Below are 20,660 nucleotides of genomic sequence, written 5' to 3'. Positions count from 1 at the left end.
ATGAGACCAAAACCACGAAGGAGAAAAGCAGGACCTTGACCACCACCACCGAACCGAAACATACCTGAAAGGCGGGTCAATTCTCGGCGGAAATCCCGGGTCAGTTCCTGGCGGAAATCAACAAACCGTTTCATCCCCGTGCGCGAGCCTTAGGCCTTTCTTGCGTCCGAAAGCGACGGCTTGGGCGTTGACGTCTATGCCCGATATGAACACGTTTTTCGCGCCGTCATTTATGACGGCGATATTTTTGCCAGCGTTGCAGCCAAATTCGAGCACAGCACGCGGCTGGAATTTGAGTACCTCGGCGGCGATAAATTCAGACCACGGTCGCTTCGCCTTGTAGAAACTGAAATCGATAGAGCCCCAGTAGGCTTTGGCAGAGGCCTGTTCTTCATCCGGCAAAGCCACATTCTCGATCTGAAACGACATCGATTCTATCTTTCCCTCTCTCAGTAGTGCGCGGGGGAAGCATACATCCCGACCATGAAGCGTCAACGCTGCGTGTCCCTTAGGGCTCGAAAGACGCTTAGGCAAATCCGAAAGATCACCCACCAGACCACGCCTCACAGGCGGGAAAGGAACTGCCATGTTCGATCAACCGACCGTGGACGCGGTACGGGCCCATCCCGCGAGCCTGAAGATCGAGGCGGCGGTCCTGTTCGCCGTGATCGAGATCGAAAGTAATGGGCGCACATCCGAGCTGATCAAGGGGCGCAAGGAGCCGCTGATCAACTGGGAGGGGCACTATTTCGACCAACGGCTGACTGGCGACGAACGCGACCAGGCCCGCCGCAAGGGGCTGGCCAGCCCGCGCGCCGGGACGATCAAGAACCCGACCTCGCAGGTCAAGCGCTGGATGCTGCTCGACGCCTCGCGCATCAACAAGCAAGCAGCGTTCGAAAGCGCCTCCTACGGCATCGGCCAGGTGGTGGGTGCCCGTTGGCAGATGCTGGGGTTCAAGGACGTGGCCGGGCTGGTCGCCAAGGCGCGCGAGAGTGTTGCTGGGTGGTCTGCCCCCATGGGGTGATCCGGGTTTGATGTTAGTGGATGCTCGGCTTTCCCGCCACGGTTGGCGTCGAAGTCGAGCCCTCCTGACGAGGCCAAACCGTCGGCTCTGGTGCCGGCGGTCTGTAGCTCAAGGATGAGTGCGGCCGCACGGTATTGTAGTGCTGTCGCCAGTTTTCGATGATGATCTTTGCCTCCTTCAGCGTGTAGAAGATTTCGCAGTTCAGCAGTTCGTCGCGAAGCTTCGAGTTGAAGCTCGCGCAATAACCGTTTTCCCACGGGCTGCCCGGCATGATGTAGGCGGTCTTGGCACCGACCGCCGCGATCCATTTCCGCAATGCCTTGGCGATGAACTCCGGCCCGTTGTCGGACCGAATATGCGTCGGGATGCCCCGCAGGATGAAGAGATCGGAAAGCACGTCGAGGACATCGACGGCCTTCAGCTTCCTTTCGACCCGGATGGCGATGCATTCCCGCGTGAACTCATCGATCACGTTGAGCATGCGGATTTTCCTGCCGTTGTGTGTGCGGTCCTCGACGAAGTCGTAGGACCAGACATGGTTGGGGTGTTCCGGCCGAAGCCGGATGCACGAGCTGTCGTTCAGCCAGAGCCGACCGCGCCTGGGTTGCCTGAGCGGCACCTTCAGCCCCTCCCGCCGCCAGATCCGCTCGACCCGCTTGACGTTCACGATCCAGCCAGCCTGGTGCAGCATCGCCGTGATGCGGCGATAGCCGTAGCGGCCATACTGGAGAGCGAGGGCCGTGATGTCGGCGGTCAACGCCGCTTCGTCATCCGGTGTCTTGGCGATCTTGCGCTGCGTGGACCGATGCTGACCGAGAACCCGGCAGGCCCGTCGCTCGGACACGCCCAGTTCCTCAACGACATGATCCACGCAGGCGCGGCGGCGGGCGGGGCTTAGAAGTTTCCCTTGGCGGCCTCGGCAAGGATCATCTTGTCCAGGGTGAGATCGGAAACAGCCCGCCGGAGCCGAGCATTCTCCGCCTCCAGCTCCTTCAGCCGTTTCACCTGGTCACCCTTCAGGCCGCCGTATTCAGCCCGCCAGCGATAATATGTCACTTCCGTCACGCCTATCGACCGGATCGCCTCCGCCATCGATTTGCCCTGCGCGTTCAGCACGTCGACCTGACGCAGCTTCGTGACGATCTCTTCTGCCTTGTGTCGTTTCGCTGCCATTTCAAAGTCCTTCTGAGGCTCACAAGCCATACTTCAAGAAGGATCACTTTTCAGGGGGCAGACCAACCCGAGCAGGCAATGCCTCGCCTTGATCGAAACGTCGTTCCACGTCTCGGGCCCAGGCCTCAGCATCCTTGCGATTTATGAAGCTCTTTGAAACAGGCTGATGGCCCTGTCTCCTGACTTGCACCTGCCACTTGCCGTTCCGCTTTCGCAGAGTCGCCATTCATGCCTCACTGTGACTACAGTGTGACAACAGAAACGCAGCGGCTTCCTAATCCATTCTAAGCCATTGAAAAGAATGGCGCGCCGGATGGAATGAAACTGAGAACTCGTATGTGATTGTTATCAGTTGCTAATTATTTCTGATGCCTTACCCCGCCCCGATTTTGCGTCGAGCTGTTTGATCCTAGTCACCCCCGATGCCCATGAGGGCTTGAAGGCCGCCACCATCCGCGTGCTCGGCGCGACATGGCAAAGATGTCTGGTCCACGCCATGCGTAACGCGCTGGCCTACGTTCCCAGGGGCTAGCACACCATGGTCGCCGCCGCGATCCGGCAGGCCTTCATCCAGCCCGATCACGATAATGCCTTGCAGACATGGCGGAATGTCGCCGATTAGCTCCGCGCCAGATGGCCGAAGCTTGGACCTTCATGGACGATGCCGAAGCCGATGTGCTCGCCTACATGGCGTTCCTCGCCCAACACCGCGCCAAGCTTCACAGCACGAACCCGCTGGAATGGCTGAACAAGGAAGTGAATCTCTGCGCCGATGTCGTCGGCATCTTCCCGAATGAAGACAGCATCGTGCGCCTGATCGGGGCGGTTCTCCTCGAGGCAAATGACGAATGGCAACGTCAACACCGATGCATGCAGGTCGAGGCCATGGCCGACCTGATCCGCCAGCAATCTAGGAGGAAAAGCCATTTCAGACTACACCGAGAATCGCCTGATCATGACGGCGCAATTCCACGCCCGAAATTACGCCCCATTGACGGACGCTACCAGTAGACTTGAGGGAGGCCTTTGGGGGATGATCGGCGAACTCAACGGCAACCTTGCCAATTGCGGCCTCGCTGTTCTCGGTATTTTCATGACCGCTGAACAATTTCCACGGTGATCTATCGCGCCAGAGGCTATGACGACCTGATTGTTCCCTCACCCAGTACCGCGCCCGCTGCACGAGCAGAGGCACGCGCCGTATATTCGCGCCATTCGAAGCCGAGGCGCAGATAGCCGGTCTTGCAAGCGCTGGGGTCGTCCGCTCTCCAGCCTGCATCTGAGCGGGGCACCGTCAACCCATTGGCCGGCGTCTCTTGCAGCAACGAGCTCGCCGATATTTACACCCTGGGTAACCCCGACCTCGGCGAGCCGCCCGACGTGTGGAACACATCGGGCCCGGCAGATGCCGGCAAACACTATGATGCATGTTGCGTGTCAGATATTTTCATTCCGTAATGGCACAACGACCGGCATTGCCTCGGGGCCAGCCGGCCCGTCTCGAAAGCTGGGTTGTTTGATTTTCCGCCTCGTGTTCTCCTAACGGGGCGGGGAGGCTGCCGTTTTGACAGCGGCGCAACAGTCTTTTGCCTGTACCGTTTTTAGAACCACCGACGAAACATAGCCGATGCTTGGCATGCCATAAGATTGGCGAGCCGAGGGATCTATTAAAGTCACTCGATGGCGAGGCAGGCAGGATGTGCGAAGATGAAGTTCACGCGGACCCGACGGCGCCAGGACCTGAAATTAGGTGGCGGCACCGGTGGGGTGTTAGGGGGTGTCCGGTGCCGCCTTGCATGAAATTCAGGGAGAAATTCATGCAAGGCCATCCTGTTAGCGTCCTATTAACGAGTTGTTAATAGGCTGACTACACTTGTGCGTATCGCGCTTCTATCCACACTTCGTTAACCCAGCTGCCTTTGGCCTGCCCCTATGAGGTGGTCCGGTTTCAGTCTTAATGCATGATGGGCTTGTCGGCCATCTGCAGAGCCGATGATGGTGCCGCTTTGCAGGGTTTCGAAGGCCATATGAGGGCCTCCGGCGCCGGCGGTTTGTATCCGAGCGATGAGTGCGGCCGTTCGGTGTTGTAGTAGCGCCGCCATTGCTCGATGACGATCCGAGCCTCGGCGAGGCTGAAGAAGATTTCGCCGTTGCGATCAGTCCCGACGACCAGAGGAGGAGTTTAGGTCCATTGGAGGCCTGGGCTTGCCCCGACATCAGCTCGCCTGAGCAAGCCCCCTCAAATCTTTCAAGGGCGTCGGTGGCCGCCCTCAAGAGGGCAGGCCAAGCCTTATTGCTTCGCGTCACACTTGTTCACGAAAGTAATGATCGGCCAGCGTTCCTTGCGAAGGGCCGTCTTGCGCAGCCAGCCGGTCTTGGGACCGAACTGTGCCTGGCACCAGACGCCGTCCGAAGCCGTCAGACAGGTGTCCACCTCGATGCAAGCGCCTTGAGGTACCGCGCCGACGATGCCGGCGTCGTCACGCGCTTCCGCACGCACGTTCAGGTTGACGATCACGTTGATCTTTTTGCTTCCGGCAGAGTCGGCACCCAGCGGATCGCCAAGTTCCTCCTTGGGCGCACATTTGTTGGTGAAGCCGAGAAAATAGCAGCCGCTGGTTTTGACGGCCGTATCCAGCCTGTCGACCGTCCCGTCGACCCGGTCCAGGATGACGGGCAAACCACCGGCGGTAGTGCCGGTGATACGTCTCTGGTTGCCGCCAAGCCGAGCCAGCACAAGATTCCCGTCGCCGAGAAGGGCGAGCTGCTTGTCAACGATCCCCCACTTGGCTGCGCCGGCCAACTCACCGCCGCAGCCGGCGCTGCCCAGCGAGAAATTCTGTTCGACGGATGTCTTGCCGAGATCGAGCACGCAGCGTTCGTCGCCCTTGCCGAACCGGGCGTCGAAGACCTTCCATTTGCCAGAAAACGCGGCGACAAGATCGGCCTCGCTTTGCGCCAGGGCGGCGGTGGTCCAAAGCGCGAAGGACAGCGTGGCGGCCACCGCGCAGCGAATGCCAATGTTCAACAAGAAATCCCCCTGAGACTGTTCCCCGCTGGCCAATATCTACCTTGGCTCAAGCATCGGTGGCAACAGATATCGAGTGTTCTATTCTTCGGTGGAAAGTATCGATCTGGCGACGAAGATTCCGTCGCGGCTCAAGATCAGCGTAACGTCCAGCTTGTCGCCGTCGGCGTAGGAGACGTTGACCTTGGCAATATTTGCCACCTGGCCGGCGATGAGTTCAAGAGTGCCGCCCTGCTGGCTCGAGACCGTTCCGGCTTGGCCGCTCCGATTTATGACGAGCTCGCCCGAAACATTGGAATCCGACAAGGCAAGTGCCTTGCCAACGATCTCGAGGCTTCCGTCGATATGCCGAAGTTCGATCATCGGGAGAACGGCATTGTCCCCACCCGCCGCTGCGATCGTCGGGACTGCTAGGCTCATGAATGCTGCCAGAACCAGTTTCGCATTGTACATCACCGCATCCTTCCTGTCCGTCCGGATCAGGGAAATGTGGTCTGGGTGATGGAGACAGCCGCACCGTTGGTGTAAACCTGTACGCCACCACCCGGAGCATTGGTGACATTGTTACCATTCACCGTGTAGCTGACCGTTGTTCCTGTTCCTGTGACCGACAGCCCAGTCGTGATGTTGTTGCCGATCTGGGTCACAAGACCTTTGGCTCTGTTCCCTGAAACGCTCAGATCGGCATTATTGAATTTACCAGTCTGAAAAATGCTGCCCTGCGCGAGTTCCCCGGCCACTGACAGATTAGCGGTGTTGCCGGCTCCGACCTGCCCCAGGATGGCAAGCGCATTGCCCGAGAGATTTACCACAGCGGAGTTGCCGGCGCCGCCTGAGATACTGTTGTTCTGTAGCAGCTGCACTCTGCCACCATTCCCATCTATAGTGAGTTCGGCGCGGTTGCCGCTGCCCTTTTGAGTCGCCGGTTGGCCACTGACGAGCCCCCGAATGATGCTGTCATTGGCCTGCGACTGGTCGACGGAAAGCGTGTTGCCCTCCGTTCCGAAGGTCTTCTCCTGAAGCAGGTAGAGCTTATTCCCGTTACCGGCACCGGCCGTTCCCGCCATTGCGAGAAATAGGCCGCCCGCCGTTGCGGCGATAGGGAAACCGGCTTTCATCATCACGAGGCATCTCCGGATCGGAATCAAGTGTTTACCAAGACGTTTGCGTGATGCTCACTGTATTGCCAAATCCAGTCTGAGAAAAGCCCGCAAAATTGCCATATCCGTTCTGAACAACGCTGGACTGGTTGCCGGACCCGGCTATCGATGCGGTGATCACGTTCGAGTTGCCATACTGCGCGGCAGCAAACAGGTTGTTCGAGCCCGAAACGTTGAATGACATCGAGTTTCCGAAACCGTTCTGGACCAGCGATCCGGGCGTGAGGCCCGGGCGGAGCGCGGCCCCGGTGAAGCTGCTGCCGGCCGGTCCGCCATTGAGGTCCCCGTGGATCTGGACCTGGATCGAGTTGCCGAGCGGGCCAGACGTAAAGTTCTGCTGGATCTCGAGGCGATTGCCGTAACCCATGACATCGAGAACGGCGGAATTCGTGGTTGGGTTGTTGGTGATCAGTATGAGTTCGTTGGCGGCATGAGCGTCCTGCACGGCAAGCAGCGCCAGCGCCATTCCCGAAAGAATGCATTTCATCTTGCAAAGTCCCCGCGTTACGGCTGGGACCCTGCACCCTCACTCGCTAAGTCGTGCTTCTCAAAATGGAGACAATTTTAGGCAACTGCGTCGCGCTGGGCAAAGAGCCCTATTTGCCGCAAAGCATAGTAAAGGAGCCCTTTCCGAACCTCGATCGGAGCCAGTTCGAAAGCCAGCGCCTCAGAATTGATGGATAGCAAGCGAATTGCCTATTCCGGTCTGTGTGACCATCGAGGCGTTCTGATTGCCGCTCTGAACAGAAACGACCTGGTTCATCGAGCCGCTAACACTTAGAGAGAACTTGTTCCCTTCACCGGTCTGAGCGAAGGCAAACAGATTATTGTTGCCCTTTAGACCAATCTTGGCGCCGTTGCCGTTGCCGCTCTGCAATCCATTACCGGGAAGCAGGTCACTTGCAACGACAAGCTCCTGAAGCGGGGCGACAAAGATCAGCGCCGGGGCGGCGACGCGGTTATTGTCACTTCCCTGGATATCGATGTCGGAAACGTTGCTATTGCCTTTCTGGGTAAGGCTTAGCTGGTTGCGGGGCCCGTTCATATTGATGCCCGCGACGTTTTCATTACCGGCCATGCCTACACGGGTATTGTTGTCGTCGCCCCGCTGCATGATGGCGACCTCGTTTCTTGCCGCGCGGGACGGGTTGGGCCCGGCTTCGGGGCTGATTGAAACCACTGCGCCGTTGCCGCTACCGACCTGATAGAAACCGAACAGATTCTCCGAACCGCCATTGACAGTCATGCTGATAGCATTGTCGTCGCCGATCTGGGTGAATGCCGATTGGTAGGCTCCAACGCGGAGTGAGACGTCGTTGGTGAAAAAGCCAACGCCGCCCCGTCCGTCGCCGCCATTGTCGTCGCCGGCCAGTGTCACAGCCAGCGTATTGCCGGCGATGGCCACGCGCTCATTGTTTTGAAATACCCAAGCCACATTGTTGCGATAACCGGATTGACTTATCGTGGCTTTGTTCAGTTCACCAACCTGCGCGACCCGCTCAAGCTTGTTGTCTTCGCCTGTGTCCTGAAGCACTGTGATTTCATTGCCGCTGCCCTGCTGGCGTAGGCCACCGATGCGGTTCGCAGCTTGGGCCTGCGTCGTCTCGATGATGTTGCCTTCGCCCTTTTGGAGCACGGAACCTATCGTGTTCCCGTGACCTGCCAATCCGCCGCTTTGGAGCAGGCTCGCCGTATTCTGCCTCAGGCCGTCAGAAGTATTTTCCTGCATTACCCAGCCGATCGAATGGCCACCATTCTGCACTACGCGGAGCGCGTTCGCCAATTCGGACAGGCGCTTGCGGCTAATCTGCAAGATTGCAGCGATAACGTTGGACCGGGTTGCGTCCAGGTTCTCCTGCGTCAAATCTATCTCGTTCCTGTCGCCCTGTTGGTTGATCCCCGACGCTACGTTCGATTGCGCGGGAACAGTCGCGCCAGCGCTGTTGGACCAACCGGTCTGCTTGACGGTGATGTTGTTGAATCGGCCATCCTGGTTCAGGCGCAGCTTCCTGTTATCGGCGCCTACGCTGTTGCCGTTGCCGGCCTGGTGGATAGTGATTGTATTGGTGTCGCCGGTCTGGCCGATCCACGCCTCGTTTGTAGCGCTCTGAGCGGCCGCTTGAGTTATTGCGCCAACAGCGACGCCTAAAGCCAACACATATTTGCCAGTCGACAACAACGCGCTTCCCCCGCGATAAAAGCGCCTTCACGCGCCAAACTCCTTAATAAGGGGTTAAGGGTCTCACTGATGCTTGTCAAAGCAAAACATATGAAAGTATCGCGACGATCCAACATTGGGATTCTAAGGTAAATCCTCAGCGCGTAGTCTCAAAGCTCGTGCTTGATATACTTGGTTCGCCAAATCGAGGAACAAGGCCCAAGTTTGCAAACAGCCGAGTTGCGCGCCGCGACCCGGCGGCCGCCACTCTGCAAAAGACAGAATACCGATCGCAGTGGCGAAGCCGTGACATTCCACTGACGGTTCCGCTCCCGAAGGTGACCGATTTTGCCTGCTATCTGGCCTTGCTTAGCGACCTAGAGCGAGATGAATTTTCGTTGAACGCCATCTCGCTCTAAGGCTTTGTTTTGGAGCATGATCTTGTCCGAAAAGTCTGCAACTTTTCGGGATCATGCCCTAGCGCATTGCGACTCTAACCGGCTTCACCGGGGTCGCGGCGCCCACGACCTCGTTCTCGGTCGGTGCCGGAGGCAGGGAGCCAACCGTTTCGTCGTCGGCTGGTGGCGGTGGGCTACCTGGTGCGACCGGAGGATAGACACGCGGCGCACGGGCAAGCGGCCGCCCTGGCACCGTTTCTACGACGAGCGCAGGATTGCGCGTATCCGGGCGTGCAGGAACCACGGCCCCCTCCGGAATCTTGCCATCATACTTCTCGTGGCGATAAGCATCGATAATGGCAGCGCCGCGCGCGCGATCCGCAAAGCTCCAGATTCCGATGTCGGCGCCTTCGATGATCAACGACTGCACAGCCTTCTCGATCGCCTGCTGAACCGCGATTTCCTTGGGCTCGTTTTGCGTTACGCCGGCTTCGCCCTCAAGGATCTTGTCCAATTCAACATAGCGGAAGACGCCGCCTTGCAGTGCGCACGAAGCGACCATCTTGTGAATGGTGACGCTGTCCAGAACCTCGCCGGTGCTGGTCGATACGGCGCGCAGCGTTACGGTAATCGTATCCAACTGCCATTTCGTATCGGCACCAATGCCGAGATAGCGTGCGCCGATGCCGCCGGTCTTGGTGTTGGCGTCGTAACCGATGATGCCGCCGTCGAGAATGATGCCGGCATGGCGCAACGGCGGGAGGGCGGCAGCGCTGATCTGCACTTCATTGCGGTAGATGCGCCGCATCTCGGTGACGATCTGGCGCTCCTTGAGGAGATTGTCGAGCGTCGCGCGATCGAGAACAGTGAACCACCGCCGCTCACCCGCATCCTGAAGCGCCTTGATCAGAATGGAAGCGCCGCCTTGCGTCACCGCCTTGGACAACGACTGAACGACATCCCGTTCCTTGAACTGGCCGGTGAGATCCGGAAAATCGTAGACGGCGACGACGACCCGGTCGGTCGGAGGCGGCAGAGTGCGCAACAGGTCGTTCTGCTTGGTCACCGGTGCGATGATCGGCTCCTGCGAGATCGGAGTCGTCAGCATCTCGGTTTGGCAGCCTGAAAGCGCCAGCGCTGCGGTCACGAGCGACGCTGCGGCTCCCAAACGAAAATTAGTCCTTGCGGCCATGTCCCACCAAATTTTCTGATCAAAATCGCCTTGCGCCGTCGTTGCGGCTCAGTTCAGCGGCGTGGAAAGTGATTGCGACAGCGGCGTCGTGTTGAGCGAATTCGAACCGACCAGTGAGCCTGAGAGCGTTGCCTGGTTGCCAAGCGCAAGGGATGACGCCAGTGCATTGGGGGTGGAGTTGTTGCTCGTCACCAACTGCGGCACCACGATCTTCGTAACCGTGCCGTTGGCATCGGTGATGACGAGCGTGATCGAATCGAGCGAGCGCTCGAACTCGACGGTCGTGCCGCCAAATGTGATGGTGCCATGATCTTGCGGGTTCTGGCCGAAGATGGCGTCCGTCACCTGGCTGGCCAGAGCCGAAAGCAGTCGGCCCTGCAACTGGCGGATGAACAGATCGACATCGCTTTCGGTGCCGCCGGTGCCTCCACCTGTCCCGGAACCGCCGTCATTGTTTTTCTTCGCATCCCTGGCAGTGGCGTCGCGCTGAGCATTCGCTAGGCCCAGAAGGTGCGGCGAATTGAGCGGATTTCCACCGAACGACGGATTTATCGGCCTGTAGACCAGATCGTCCGCGGATGCCGGCAGAACAAGGGATGCAGCCGATAAGGCTGAGAGAACTATAAGGATTTTGCGCATTATCAGACCTTCGCCTTGCCTGGGAAATCAAATGGCTTTCCGGCTAACGGCCAAGATGGATTTTCCAAAAGAAAATCATTGCAGTCGAAACGACGCACTATGTTGACCCCCGCCATGTCCCGCCGGCTACCCCAATAGACGACGTCTTGTGTGCCTTCCTATATCGGCGGATTCGCCAAAAGAAAAGACGCACTGTTCCCTAAGCCCAGCCTATTACAGCCTGCAATCGGTGCAAAATGACAAGCGCAGACGCTCGCATATATGTTGAAAAGCTTGATGAGTGCCCCTGGAGCAACAGTTTGGCGTGCGCGTTGCTCCCATTTTGGCACAAAATGCACCCGACGATCCAAGTGTGACACAAGCGCGATGCAAGCTGTCGACGTATTTTGGGACACCTACTGAAACCTGCGCGCATCTGTCGTTTTAGTACTTTCATTGATCTTAACTTTAACCAAAATTTCACTTTGTTTTTCAGGCGGGAATTGATAACGTCCGATCAGCCGGAAATTTCCGCTGCCTTCTTGGTGCTTTGAGAGCGCCGACAGGCCGCCTCCAGGGGTGGAGGTGAAAGGAGTTCCGGCCCCGGTAAGCGCTCACAGAGCTGGCCGGAAGTGGGGGTGTTTAAACAGGGGTATTTTCCACAAGCCAGCTCAGACGGGGCCATAACGGCCGTTTCCGTTCAATCTTTCTCAGGGCCAGAATTTCCGCGCAGTGCATAGCAACGCGCGAATGAATACTTCTGCGCCAAAAAATCAACCCAAGTAGAATTCCCGACGATGTCGTCTGGGAAATAGATGGAGTGTTGCCATGAAACTGAAACTTGCATTTGCAACCGCAACGGCGATCGGCCTGCTGATGGGCGGCGCGATGGCTGGCGGCAATAACTGGTCGAGCCTCATCCAAACCGGTAATTCCAACACCGGTAAAATCGATCAGAGTGGCACCGGCAACAATACCCGAATCTTTCAGGGAAAGGCTGGAGCCAAGGGGAATCACAATGAGGCAACCGTGACGCAGAACGGTGAAGGCAACTCGGCAGGCGTCCGCCCTTTCACGGACGATAACAATGAAAGGTTTTCGCTGTTTCAATATGGTGACTACAACAAGCTCGGCGTGACCCAGACTGGCAATGGGAATAATGTCGGCTGGGAGGCAGGGAACTCCAATAATCCTTTCAGCCAGCAGGTTACTTGGGACGCGGCAGGCGATGGGCCTGGCGTCAAGCAGACCGGCAACAAGAATGAACTGACCATCGATCAGAACGCTGTGGGATACGTGGGCGGCAACATGGTCGGCAACGTTCGCCAGACTGGCTCGCCCAGCGCTTCGGCACTCACCAATTCTCTGAAAATTGATCAGAAGGCGCGCGGCAATTACGTCGGCTTCGTCAAGCAGAATAATAACGGTTCCGGAACCGACGCTGCACAAGCCAACAAGATTACCATTACGCAGAATGGCAATGCCGGCAATGGACGCAACCACATCTACAATGTCACGCAGATCGGAACCGTCAACACCATTGGTGTCGAGCAGGTCGGCGAGTGGAACCAGGTGCGGAAGGCAGAACAGGATGGCTCCGGAAACAAGATCACACTGAGCCTCACTGGTCGCTTTAACGGGGCCACCAGGAACGAGAGCGGCGCGAGCCTCGCGCTCATGAACGGTGCGGGCGCTGCCGGGGCTTCCGCAAGTCAAGTGGTGCAGCGTGGCAACGACAACATCGTTGGGTACAGCGCGAACGGAAATGACAACGCGTTCGGTTTCTATCAGAATAACACGGGTGGTTCTGGCAACGTTGCTACCAATATTTCCATCAACGGCGACAGAAACCATCTGGGTGTCTACCAGAATGGCCAAGGTAACCAATTGAAACTGGCGGACATCCGCGACAGTGACAATGTGCTCGGTATCAAGCAAACTGGTGACTTTAACGTCGCGTCCGTAGATATGTCTGGCAACATGAACGGCGGCTTCAGCGGCTTTACTTCAGGGGGCGCCGCCGGCGTTCTTGCCGCCAGCCCTCTTGCCAATGGGCGCCTCACTGCTGGTCTTCTGGTGCAGCAAGGTAACGGCAACGATGTTTCGCTGACCGTTAGTGGCGGCAGCAATAACGTGTTTGCTTCCCTTCAGGACAACGGCGCCACTGGCACCCGGAATACAATCACGGCGACCCAAACTGGCAGCTCTAACCAGGCTGCGGTCATCCAGCTAGGCAATATGAATACTTCAGTGGTGAGCCAGGTCGGCAACCAGAATAACGCTTCGATCAGCCAGTAATGCAAGAAAGGCCGGGTGCCCATATGGCACCCGGCCCTTATCCATCCAATTCGGCAACTGCATTCTGCAGGATCGAGCAAACTCAATGTCGAAACTCAACCTCTCCCTTGCCACCGCCATCGCGCTAGCCCTGCTCATGGGGGGCGCCCATGCCGACAGCAACTTCGCCAATGTCAAGCAGAACGGCTCGAGCAATAGCGGCGTCGTCACGCAGGGGCTGAGCAGCCACAACGGCAGCCATAACAAGGTCGGCACCGAAGTCGGTGCCGCCTACCAGGACGGCAGCAACAACGATCTGGACATTTCCCAGAGTGGCAGCTCCAACGAGGTCGGCACCACGGGGAAGGGCTTCGACCAGTCGGGCAACCGCAACCGCGCGACCATCATTCAATCGTCGAACAAGAATATCGTTGGCGAGGTACAGCAGATCGACCTGGTGAAAAGCGGCTCGGCGGTGCGAAACACGCTGACCATTCTCCAGCAAGGCGGTGATAACAACAGCATCGATAGTGTGCGGCAGACTCGGACCAACGGCCTGCTTACCAACAACCAGGCGGGCAACAGCGCCATCATCACGCAGGGCGGCATTGCCAGCGGCGACCGTAGCCATATAGTCACGCTTTCGCAGACCGGGCGAGCCAACAGCGCAACGGTAACCCAGTCGAGCAGCAATAACGATCTTGCTGCGCTTCGCCAGAACGGCAGCCAGAACAAGGCGACACTGGTTCAAGAAGTCGGGAACGGCAACAAGGTCGGAACAATCGACCAGGATGGTGCGGGCAACGAAGCCTCGCTAAGCTTCACTGGCGCCGGCAATGGCGTCGCCAGCTTCGATCCAGGCCAACTGAGCGGTTTCAGTGCGTTCGGCGGCCTGAGGCTGGGCAATGTCCGCCAGACAGGCTTGGGCAATCACATCAACTTCGTGGTCACCGGCGACGGCACGGCCTTCGGCTTCAGCCAAAACGGCATCGGCAACAGTATCTATGGCCTCATCAACGGCGATGACAACCAGATCGGCGTCGGCCAGGACGGCACGGCGAACCATGCGAATGTTCTGGTCGGTTTGGGAGACAAGAACGACATCTACATAGACCAGATCAGCGGTGCGGTTAGCTTCGGCAATGACGCGGATGTGAGGATCGCCGGCGATAGCAACACAGTTTCCAGCTTGCAGACCTCTAGCGCGCTCGGTCGCAACGTGCTGAAGGCCGATATCGCGGGTCTCCAGAACGAACTGAAAGCAAACCAGTCAATCTCGGGCGGCGGCACCAACTCGGCCAACGTTTTGTTCAAAGGCAACAACAATCATCTCGACATCACCCAGGCGAAGTCAGGCTTCGGTTCCGGCAATACGCTGAACGTCACGCTTTACGGTAATTACAACAACGATGCGCCCGGCTTCAGTTCTCCAGTTCTTACGCACGCGGTCGGGTTGGCGCGGTCGATCGCAGGTGGTTCGAGCTTGAGCTTCGGCCCGGGCACGATCTATCAGTCCGGCAATGGTAATACGATCACGCTTGATGTGGGGACAGCCACGACGAACTCGAACGGGAATCTCTTCGCCTTTGTCCAGAGCGGCAACACCAACGGTATTGTCGGCTCGATCAACGGCATGGGCAACCAGGCTGTGGTGGTGCAGAGCGGCGACGGCAACTTCACCAACTTCAGCCAGATTGGCAACTTCAATGTCGTGGGCGTAAGTCAGTAGTAGCCGGTCACCGTGGCGAGATTGGACAACAAGAACGCAGCGCCACTGTCTAGGCCCGCCCCCAAGCAGTTGCACTGTTGGACGAGCAAGGCCTCGACACGCATCGCATCGACTAGATGCACAGGTGTGATTGAAACATTTTGAATCTTCCGGAAACAAATCGAAACGACAGTGGAGAGCGGCGTTGATCGCCGAGATAGCGGCCGGGGTGTGAGCCAGTCACAGCCGGATAAAATATACATAAAACTTTAAACGCCTTTACAACGAGCTTTCCATGAGTCCGCGATATCTGGATGTCACGGTGGGTTGTGTCCCGGCCGATGGAGAGGCAATGCGCGTCAGAAACCGGATTCTTCAATTGCATCGGGCCAATCGCCTAGAATACGTGTCGGTACCTCTCCCGGCGGAGGATCGGCGGCGTCTGGGGCTGCTCTTTCCAGCGACCGAACGTATATCTGGGATGTCACGCGAGACCAGGATCGCGGATTTGCTGCGACCCCACTGGTGTTCGATCGACAAACGCGCTCTCTTTCCTATTTCGGCACATATATTGTCGTCGCCCAGCAGGAGGTCGACGATCTGGGCCGGCGCGGTACGGTCAAGGTCTTCAACGCCCTGACACAATATGCCGACGATTATGAGATTGACGAATTCTACGAGCACGCCAACATGCTGGCGCGCTTTTTCCGGATGCTGTGCCACCCCAAGGCTATTGTGCAATCGACGCCCGCTGACGAACGCTTGAACCGAGAACGTCGTCGCCGGGGCCGGGAGACCATTGCTCCCCAGCGAACCGTACGCATTTCCAACGAAGCGTTTCAGTACCGGACGTCGAACGCGGCAGGCGGGCATGCCTCTCCGAAGGAGCATTATCGGCGGGCTCACAAACGTCGGTATGCGGACGGTCGGGAAACAACGGTTCGCGAGTGCGTGGTCAATCGCGGGCACGGTGGCGCCCAGCCATTGCCGCAGCACTTCTCCGTCGGCTGAGGCAGCCTGCTGGCTCTCCGTTTGCGGCCGATGGTTTCCTGCGTCAGCATGGATGGAGGGAGACTGGCGATGAACAAACGGAGAGAGATGCGGAAGGCACGGACGATCGTCGCGTCGTCGTGCACCGCCCTTGGGCCATTACCAGCCGCGCGCGTACTGCGCGATCATTTGGCAACGATTACGGGCTGGAGGAGCCAGGGTGCAAGTTGGGACCAGATCGCCGCAATTTTGAGCGATGCCGGTTGGCGCTCGAAAACAGGTGACATCGTGAGCGCGCAAACATTGAGGGCGATGGTTTCCCGTATCCGGCGATCAAGAGTAATGCCCTTACGGGCGGATCGCCAGGCAACTCGCCCCGTGCCGGCGAAAGATGCGACGACTGAATCGTCCGTTCCCGAATTGCGCCGGCATCCCGCCCTATCCGACACAGGGGCGGACAATCTGGCCCATGATGATATTGCGGAGCGTATCCGGCGCGCGGCCTTCCTGCGATCCGGAAAGGACCGTGGCCAATGAACCGGCAGGTGGAAAACGTTGACGATAGCCTCGAAGCATTGGACGAGGAACCGTTTAAGCGACAGTTAAAAGGCTATTACGGAGAGCTTCTCAAGGGGGCGGGGCTGGACGTTCGCGGCGAAGATTTGGCGGCCCGGGTGAACGATGCCGCTGGATATCTGGTTTCGACTGCGACGGTCTACCGGCTGAATCGCGAAGACGAGCTTTTGGTGCCCAAGGTGTCGGATATCCTGCGCGAGCTGGACGATCTTGCCAGGCTTCCCGTCGAACGCTGGTCCCGGCGGATGTCGACCCTTGGGATGCCGGTGCTGGAGGCAATGCTCGGCGGCTTTCCTTTCGCGCAGGTCGCGTATGCGCCGGTGGGCTTTGACGAAAGCGGAGAAGGCATCATTCCGCTTTCCGGCAGTCGGTCGGTGTTTGTGCCGGCAGGCGACCGGATGCAGCGGCAGGATGTGAAGCACATCATGAGCGATAGTCCGACGGGACTGGTCAAACCGTCGGTATTGCCGAGTTTCATCGACATGGTTTGCTTGGAATGCGACGCGGACGCATTGGCCGGAATGATTTCGGAGGTTCTCGGGCTCCTTTTTGAACTGCCGAACAGGGACGTCCTACTGCGGCATCTGTCCCGTCAGTGGGCGCCGGTTGCGACCGATATATTCGCGCGGCTGATCCCCGCGAAATTCGCGGTCCTTGTGAACGAGATGGAAGATGACATCGATCGCGCTCCAGGCATTCTGCTGCGCTTTCTAGGCAAGGAGGCTTCGTTACTCTTCACGGCGTTGCCCGTCGAACCAGGGATTGCGAACGATCTCGTGGCCCGGTCGATCGAGACTGTTCTGAAGGCCGGCAATCTCGCGGATCGTCGGACAGGGCTTTTGCGCCTGGCGCAGAGGAACCCCGCGGCATTCAGGCAGGCCTTGGCAACGCTAGTCGGGCGCACTGAACTGCAATACGGCAAGGATGTGAACCCGACCGGGATGGGGCGGCGCACCACGCGGCCTTACGCCGCCCCGGCCGTGTGGGTTTTGATCCAGGAGGTTCTGGACCACATCTGGCCGGCCGCCAACGGAGCCCTGACGAAATCCACCAGCGCGTGGGTTTGTGCTATCGCAGAGCTGACCTATCAGCGGGGGGAGCTGGAGTTCGTCACTTTCGGATCATCGCAAGCGCTATCCGATGCCGCCTGCAATACGGGGATCGGCAATCGCGGAGGGGGGGCGGAACGGATGTTCAACTACGAGATGGTCAAGCTGGCCGTTTCCTACCGGAATGCCCGGCATCAACTGAATGGCACGCTGGAATTTCTGGAGCGCGCGATACGCGAGGTCCGCCGCCAGTTGGGCGTGAACCATTCGGAGTCCTTGCGCCAGGAGGCGACGATCAGGGTTTTGCATCGTTGGCGGGAAGAGATGGACTGGCGATTGCTGCACGGTGCCTATGAGAAGGAACAATGGCGAAAGTCTTCGATGACAGTCCCGCGGTTTCCGCAGATGAAAGCTAGCCTTCCCATAGAAGACCGCGTGAGGAAGATCGTGGCGGCCGCGCAATCGCTCATCGACGAAATGCTGATGAGCATCAGCCGTGAACCGACCCGCAATGCTGGTGCCGCAATGATTGGGGATGTGGCGGACAGCGACGTGACGAACCCGGCGACACCAGACCTGGAAAACGCCATCCTGAAGTCGCCCCCCCAGTTTCCGGAATGATCTGCGGCACGCTGTTCCAGTGCAATCCTGCACCGGAGATTAGCAATGCAGATCAAATATATAACCAGGACGCGCGATGATGTCGAACTGCCCCGGCTAAGGGTCCTGAGCCTGTGCAGCGGCATCGGCGGCGACGTGGCCGCGCTCGAATATGCCGGCATCCCCCATGACGTTGCGGCTGTGGCCGAAATCGATCCCATCGCCTCGGCCGTCCTGGCCCAGAAATTCCCATCCGTGCCGAACCTCGGCGACCTTACTCTTGCAGACTGGAGCAATTATCATGACAACATCGACGTCCTCATCGCCGGCATCCCGTGCCAGCCGTATTCGGTCGCGGGACGCCAGCGCGGCGTCGACGACCGTCGCGACGTCACGTCCGACATCGTCAGGATCGTCGGGGAAGTGCGCCCCCGTTACGTGCTCTTCGAAAACGTCGCGCAATACGAAACCCTCCACGGCGGCAAGGCGTTCAGCGAGCTGCGCAACGGACTTGTCAGCTGCGGCTACGCGGTTGACCATCGCGTCATCGACGCCGCGGAAGTCCTGCCGCAACGCCGCAAGCGGCTGTTCATTCTCGGATGTCGCGGAGATGCCGGGGGATCACCTTCTCAAATACTCGCTGACGCCGCGAGCGGCGGCCGGAGTGCTGACGCGTGCGGAACGACACGGCTACCGTCTGCCGATGCCACTTCTGGAAGCGCTTCTGTCCTGCATCCGCCGCGGCTCGGCACCCTCATGGCGAGCGGGTCGGGAATGAACCGGCCGGGGATGCGCGGGCACGAGCTTGACTTTCTCGTCGTGCAGGAGTTTCCGCAACTGGGGCTGGTCATGCGCCGCCCGACGCCGCTGGAGGCTTTGCGAGCTCAAGGGTTTCCCGACGACTGGTTCGATGGCGTCTCGTTTGCCGGCAAAGCTCTGACCGATATCCAGAAATACAAGCTGATCGGCAATTCCTGGCCGGTGCCAGTGACGGCCGCGATCCTCGCCAGCGTCTTCCGTAGCTCGGAAACCGGGCGGCTGTCGCAAGCGGCCTGACGTGCCGTCGTGCAGGTAATGGCGAACGGCCGGCGGGAAACCGCCGGCCGTTTTCCATTGTGGCGTCGGACCTCGCCCATCCGGCCAGTTTCTGGAAGTCGCCCCGGCAGTTTGTCCTGCGGATTGTGGCGAAATGCTCATGTGCTCCAACCCAAGGAGGTAATCATGAGCCAGAAACTAAACAAATCCTCGACCGCAACCGCGGTTCGCCCACCGCAGCCGCTCATAACATTCATCGGATCAGACAAGGGCGGTGTTGGAAAGTCCTTCATCACCACCGTTCTCGCTGATCTGATGGAGGTGGACGCGATTGCGGCGACGATCGTGCAGATCGACGACCAGAACCGGTTGCCCGCGCTCTATCCGGGACGGGTCACGACGGTCCTTCCAGCCAGCATGGACGATCTTCGGCGCGATCCGACGGCCATCGTCGCGGCGTTCGATCCCTTCTATTCCGCGTTCGAGAGAGCACTAACTTCCATGGCGCCGATGATTGTCGATATCGGCGGCCCGCAGCAGACGGTGATCGAGGAATATCTGGCGCTGGTCGATCTCGACGCCGATCTCATCGAGGCGGGTGTTGCTGCCCGCTGGCTGATCCCGACGACGGCCGAGCCGGAAGCGATGCGGGCCGCGGTTCGCACCGCCCATGCGATCGGCCGCATTCTGCCTTCGGTGACGCGCCACATCGTTCTCAACCGGCGGGACGGGCCGTTTCGTTTCTACCCGAAGGCGCCTGCCGACCTGCTCTGGACGAGCGGGCTCGAACCGTTGTGCGCCGAACTTGGCACGATCGACATTCCGGCGATCGCACCCGGATCGTGGCAACCCTTCGAGGCGGCCGGCAAGCGACCGATCGACGTCGTTGCGGCGGAGATCGACGACATCCGCTCCTGGACGGGACGCAGCCGTCCGGCGGCAAAGGTTTTGCGGGGCGATGTCGCGGCATTCCTGGCGGCCGCGAAGCTCGCCATGGCGAACATTAACAGCATCCAGGTGGAGGCAGCCGATGGATGCTGAACCGATGGAGGTCAAACCGATTGACCACAAAGTCTTTGGAGACCGGATAAAGACCGCGATAGCGGAGGGTCGGGCCGGACGGCGCGAGATCGCGTTGCAGCTTGCCCGTTTGCCGCTGGAGCAACTGGTGAAAGCCTTGCCATCGTCGATCGCCATGTTGGGGCCGCAGGGCTTCGAGATGCTGGTGTCGATGCGGCGGGATATTCCCGCCGGCGTGACGGGGCGGCCGAGCGCTATCGAGCCGGCCGCCCCGCCGAAACCTCCCCTAGCAACCCGGAAGTCGCGGCGCCGCTGGCCGATATGGGCGGCCTGCGCCGTCCTGCTTGCGGCCGGTCCTGTCTTTGATCGTTCATGGCCGCTTGTGGAGCAGATGACGGGCAACAGCGCGCGGCCGATCCGGGTATCGAGCTGGCCATGGTGCCGGAGGCTGGACGGCCATGCCGACGGCTGCCTCTACCGAACCGGCAATCCCGACACCACGCTACGGCATCTTGCCGATCAACTGGACATGCCGGTCAATGAATTGGCGCGATCCAACCGCCACCTCGCCACTTCGGCCGATGCACCGCTTGCGCGTGGAACGTCGGTCGTCGTCTGGCGCGGCACGGCCGCACTTTATCGATAGGAGGC

17 protein-coding genes and 2 pseudogenes are annotated in these 20,660 nt (G+C 59.1%); 9 read left to right on the top strand and 10 right to left on the bottom strand.

All coding sequences use genetic code 11. The features are described 5' to 3' along the window. Positions 1–117: 117 nt before the first annotated feature. The gene (locus tag ABLE85_RS20700; protein WP_348794598.1) at positions 118–429 is read right to left on the bottom strand and encodes a hypothetical protein; all 312 of its coding nucleotides are present in this window, start codon (positions 427–429) and stop codon (positions 118–120) included. Positions 430–586: 157 nt separating this feature from the next. Between ABLE85_RS20700 and ABLE85_RS20695 the strand changes: the two genes are divergently transcribed. Further along, positions 587–1,027 carry an N-acetylmuramidase domain-containing protein gene (locus tag ABLE85_RS20695; RefSeq protein ID WP_348794597.1) on the top strand — a complete coding sequence of 147 codons (441 nt, stop codon included), beginning with the start codon at positions 587–589 and terminating at the stop codon, positions 1,025–1,027. Positions 1,028–1,040: 13 nt separating this feature from the next. Here the strand turns inward: ABLE85_RS20695 and ABLE85_RS20690 are convergent. Beyond that, positions 1,041–2,200 (bottom strand): IS3 family transposase gene (locus ABLE85_RS20690; protein WP_348794596.1). Its coding sequence is split into 2 segments (ribosomal slippage): positions 1,041–1,936 and positions 1,936–2,200, totalling 1,161 coding nucleotides; the frame shifts between segments, so codons are not numbered across the junction. Between the two features lie 397 nt (positions 2,201–2,597). Here ABLE85_RS20690 and ABLE85_RS20685 point away from each other — a divergent pair. After that, a pseudogene (locus ABLE85_RS20685) lies at positions 2,598–3,211 on the top strand (transposase); the annotation flags it as partial. 943 nt (positions 3,212–4,154) lie between these two features. Here the strand turns inward: ABLE85_RS20685 and ABLE85_RS20680 are convergent. The 8 genes and pseudogenes from ABLE85_RS20680 to ABLE85_RS20645 form a co-directional block, all read right to left on the bottom strand. Then, positions 4,155–4,352: pseudogene (locus ABLE85_RS20680) on the bottom strand (transposase); the annotation flags it as partial. 138 nt (positions 4,353–4,490) lie between these two features. After that, positions 4,491–5,264, bottom strand: coding sequence for an AprI/Inh family metalloprotease inhibitor (locus ABLE85_RS20675; protein ID WP_348794595.1), 774 nt, complete (start codon positions 5,262–5,264; stop codon positions 4,491–4,493). Positions 5,265–5,309: 45 nt separating this feature from the next. Beyond that, entirely contained in the window at positions 5,310–5,681 is a 372-nt protein-coding gene (gene csgH / locus ABLE85_RS20670; protein ID WP_348794594.1) for a curli-like amyloid fiber formation chaperone CsgH, read from the bottom strand. A 26-nt stretch (positions 5,682–5,707) separates the two neighbouring features. Continuing rightward, a complete protein-coding gene (locus ABLE85_RS20665) occupies positions 5,708–6,352 on the bottom strand; it encodes a hypothetical protein (RefSeq protein ID WP_348794593.1) in 645 nt (214 codons plus the stop codon). A 28-nt stretch (positions 6,353–6,380) separates the two neighbouring features. Continuing rightward, entirely contained in the window at positions 6,381–6,854 is a 474-nt protein-coding gene (locus tag ABLE85_RS20660) for a hypothetical protein (protein WP_348794592.1), read from the bottom strand. 201 nt (positions 6,855–7,055) lie between these two features. Beyond that, positions 7,056–8,564: a hypothetical protein gene (locus ABLE85_RS20655; RefSeq protein ID WP_348794591.1), complete on the bottom strand. Its 1,509-nt coding sequence runs from the start codon at positions 8,562–8,564 to the stop codon at positions 7,056–7,058. A 459-nt stretch (positions 8,565–9,023) separates the two neighbouring features. Further along, on the bottom strand, positions 9,024–10,091 hold the full coding sequence (locus ABLE85_RS20650; protein ID WP_348794590.1) for a CsgG/HfaB family protein: 1,068 nt from the start codon (positions 10,089–10,091) through the stop codon (positions 9,024–9,026). Between the two features lie 93 nt (positions 10,092–10,184). After that, complete coding sequence (locus ABLE85_RS20645; RefSeq protein ID WP_348794589.1) at positions 10,185–10,775, bottom strand: curli assembly protein CsgF; 591 nt, start codon at positions 10,773–10,775, stop codon at positions 10,185–10,187. 807 nt (positions 10,776–11,582) lie between these two features. Here ABLE85_RS20645 and ABLE85_RS20640 point away from each other — a divergent pair. The 7 genes from ABLE85_RS20640 (at position 11,583) to ABLE85_RS20610 (ending at position 20,655) form a co-directional block, all read left to right on the top strand. Continuing rightward, a complete protein-coding gene (locus tag ABLE85_RS20640; RefSeq protein ID WP_348794588.1) occupies positions 11,583–13,052 on the top strand; it encodes a hypothetical protein in 1,470 nt (489 codons plus the stop codon). 85 nt (positions 13,053–13,137) lie between these two features. Next, positions 13,138–14,760 (top strand): hypothetical protein, encoded by a 1,623-nt coding sequence (locus tag ABLE85_RS20635; RefSeq protein WP_348794587.1) that lies wholly within the window; start codon positions 13,138–13,140, stop codon positions 14,758–14,760. Positions 14,761–15,264: 504 nt separating this feature from the next. Next, positions 15,265–15,750: a hypothetical protein gene (locus ABLE85_RS20630; protein WP_348794586.1), complete on the top strand. Its 486-nt coding sequence runs from the start codon at positions 15,265–15,267 to the stop codon at positions 15,748–15,750. Between the two features lie 512 nt (positions 15,751–16,262). After that, entirely contained in the window at positions 16,263–17,975 is a 1,713-nt protein-coding gene (locus ABLE85_RS20625) for a hypothetical protein (protein WP_348794585.1), read from the top strand. A 45-nt stretch (positions 17,976–18,020) separates the two neighbouring features. After that, positions 18,021–19,010 carry a DNA (cytosine-5-)-methyltransferase gene (gene dcm / locus ABLE85_RS20620; protein WP_348794584.1) on the top strand — a complete coding sequence of 330 codons (990 nt, stop codon included), beginning with the start codon at positions 18,021–18,023 and terminating at the stop codon, positions 19,008–19,010. Positions 19,011–19,175: 165 nt separating this feature from the next. Then, complete coding sequence (locus ABLE85_RS20615; protein ID WP_348794583.1) at positions 19,176–20,030, top strand: hypothetical protein; 855 nt, start codon at positions 19,176–19,178, stop codon at positions 20,028–20,030. Further along, the gene (locus ABLE85_RS20610) at positions 20,020–20,655 is read left to right on the top strand and encodes a hypothetical protein (RefSeq protein WP_348794582.1); all 636 of its coding nucleotides are present in this window, start codon (positions 20,020–20,022) and stop codon (positions 20,653–20,655) included. The genes ABLE85_RS20615 and ABLE85_RS20610 overlap by 11 nt, the downstream gene beginning before the upstream one ends. Positions 20,656–20,660: the final 5 nt, after the last annotated feature.

Origin of the sequence: Mesorhizobium sp. KR1-2, assembly GCF_040045035.1 — a bacterium.
In the GTDB taxonomy this organism is placed as follows: Bacteria; Pseudomonadota; Alphaproteobacteria; order Rhizobiales; family Rhizobiaceae; genus Pseudaminobacter.
This window is presented reverse-complemented; position numbering and strand designations above follow the sequence as displayed.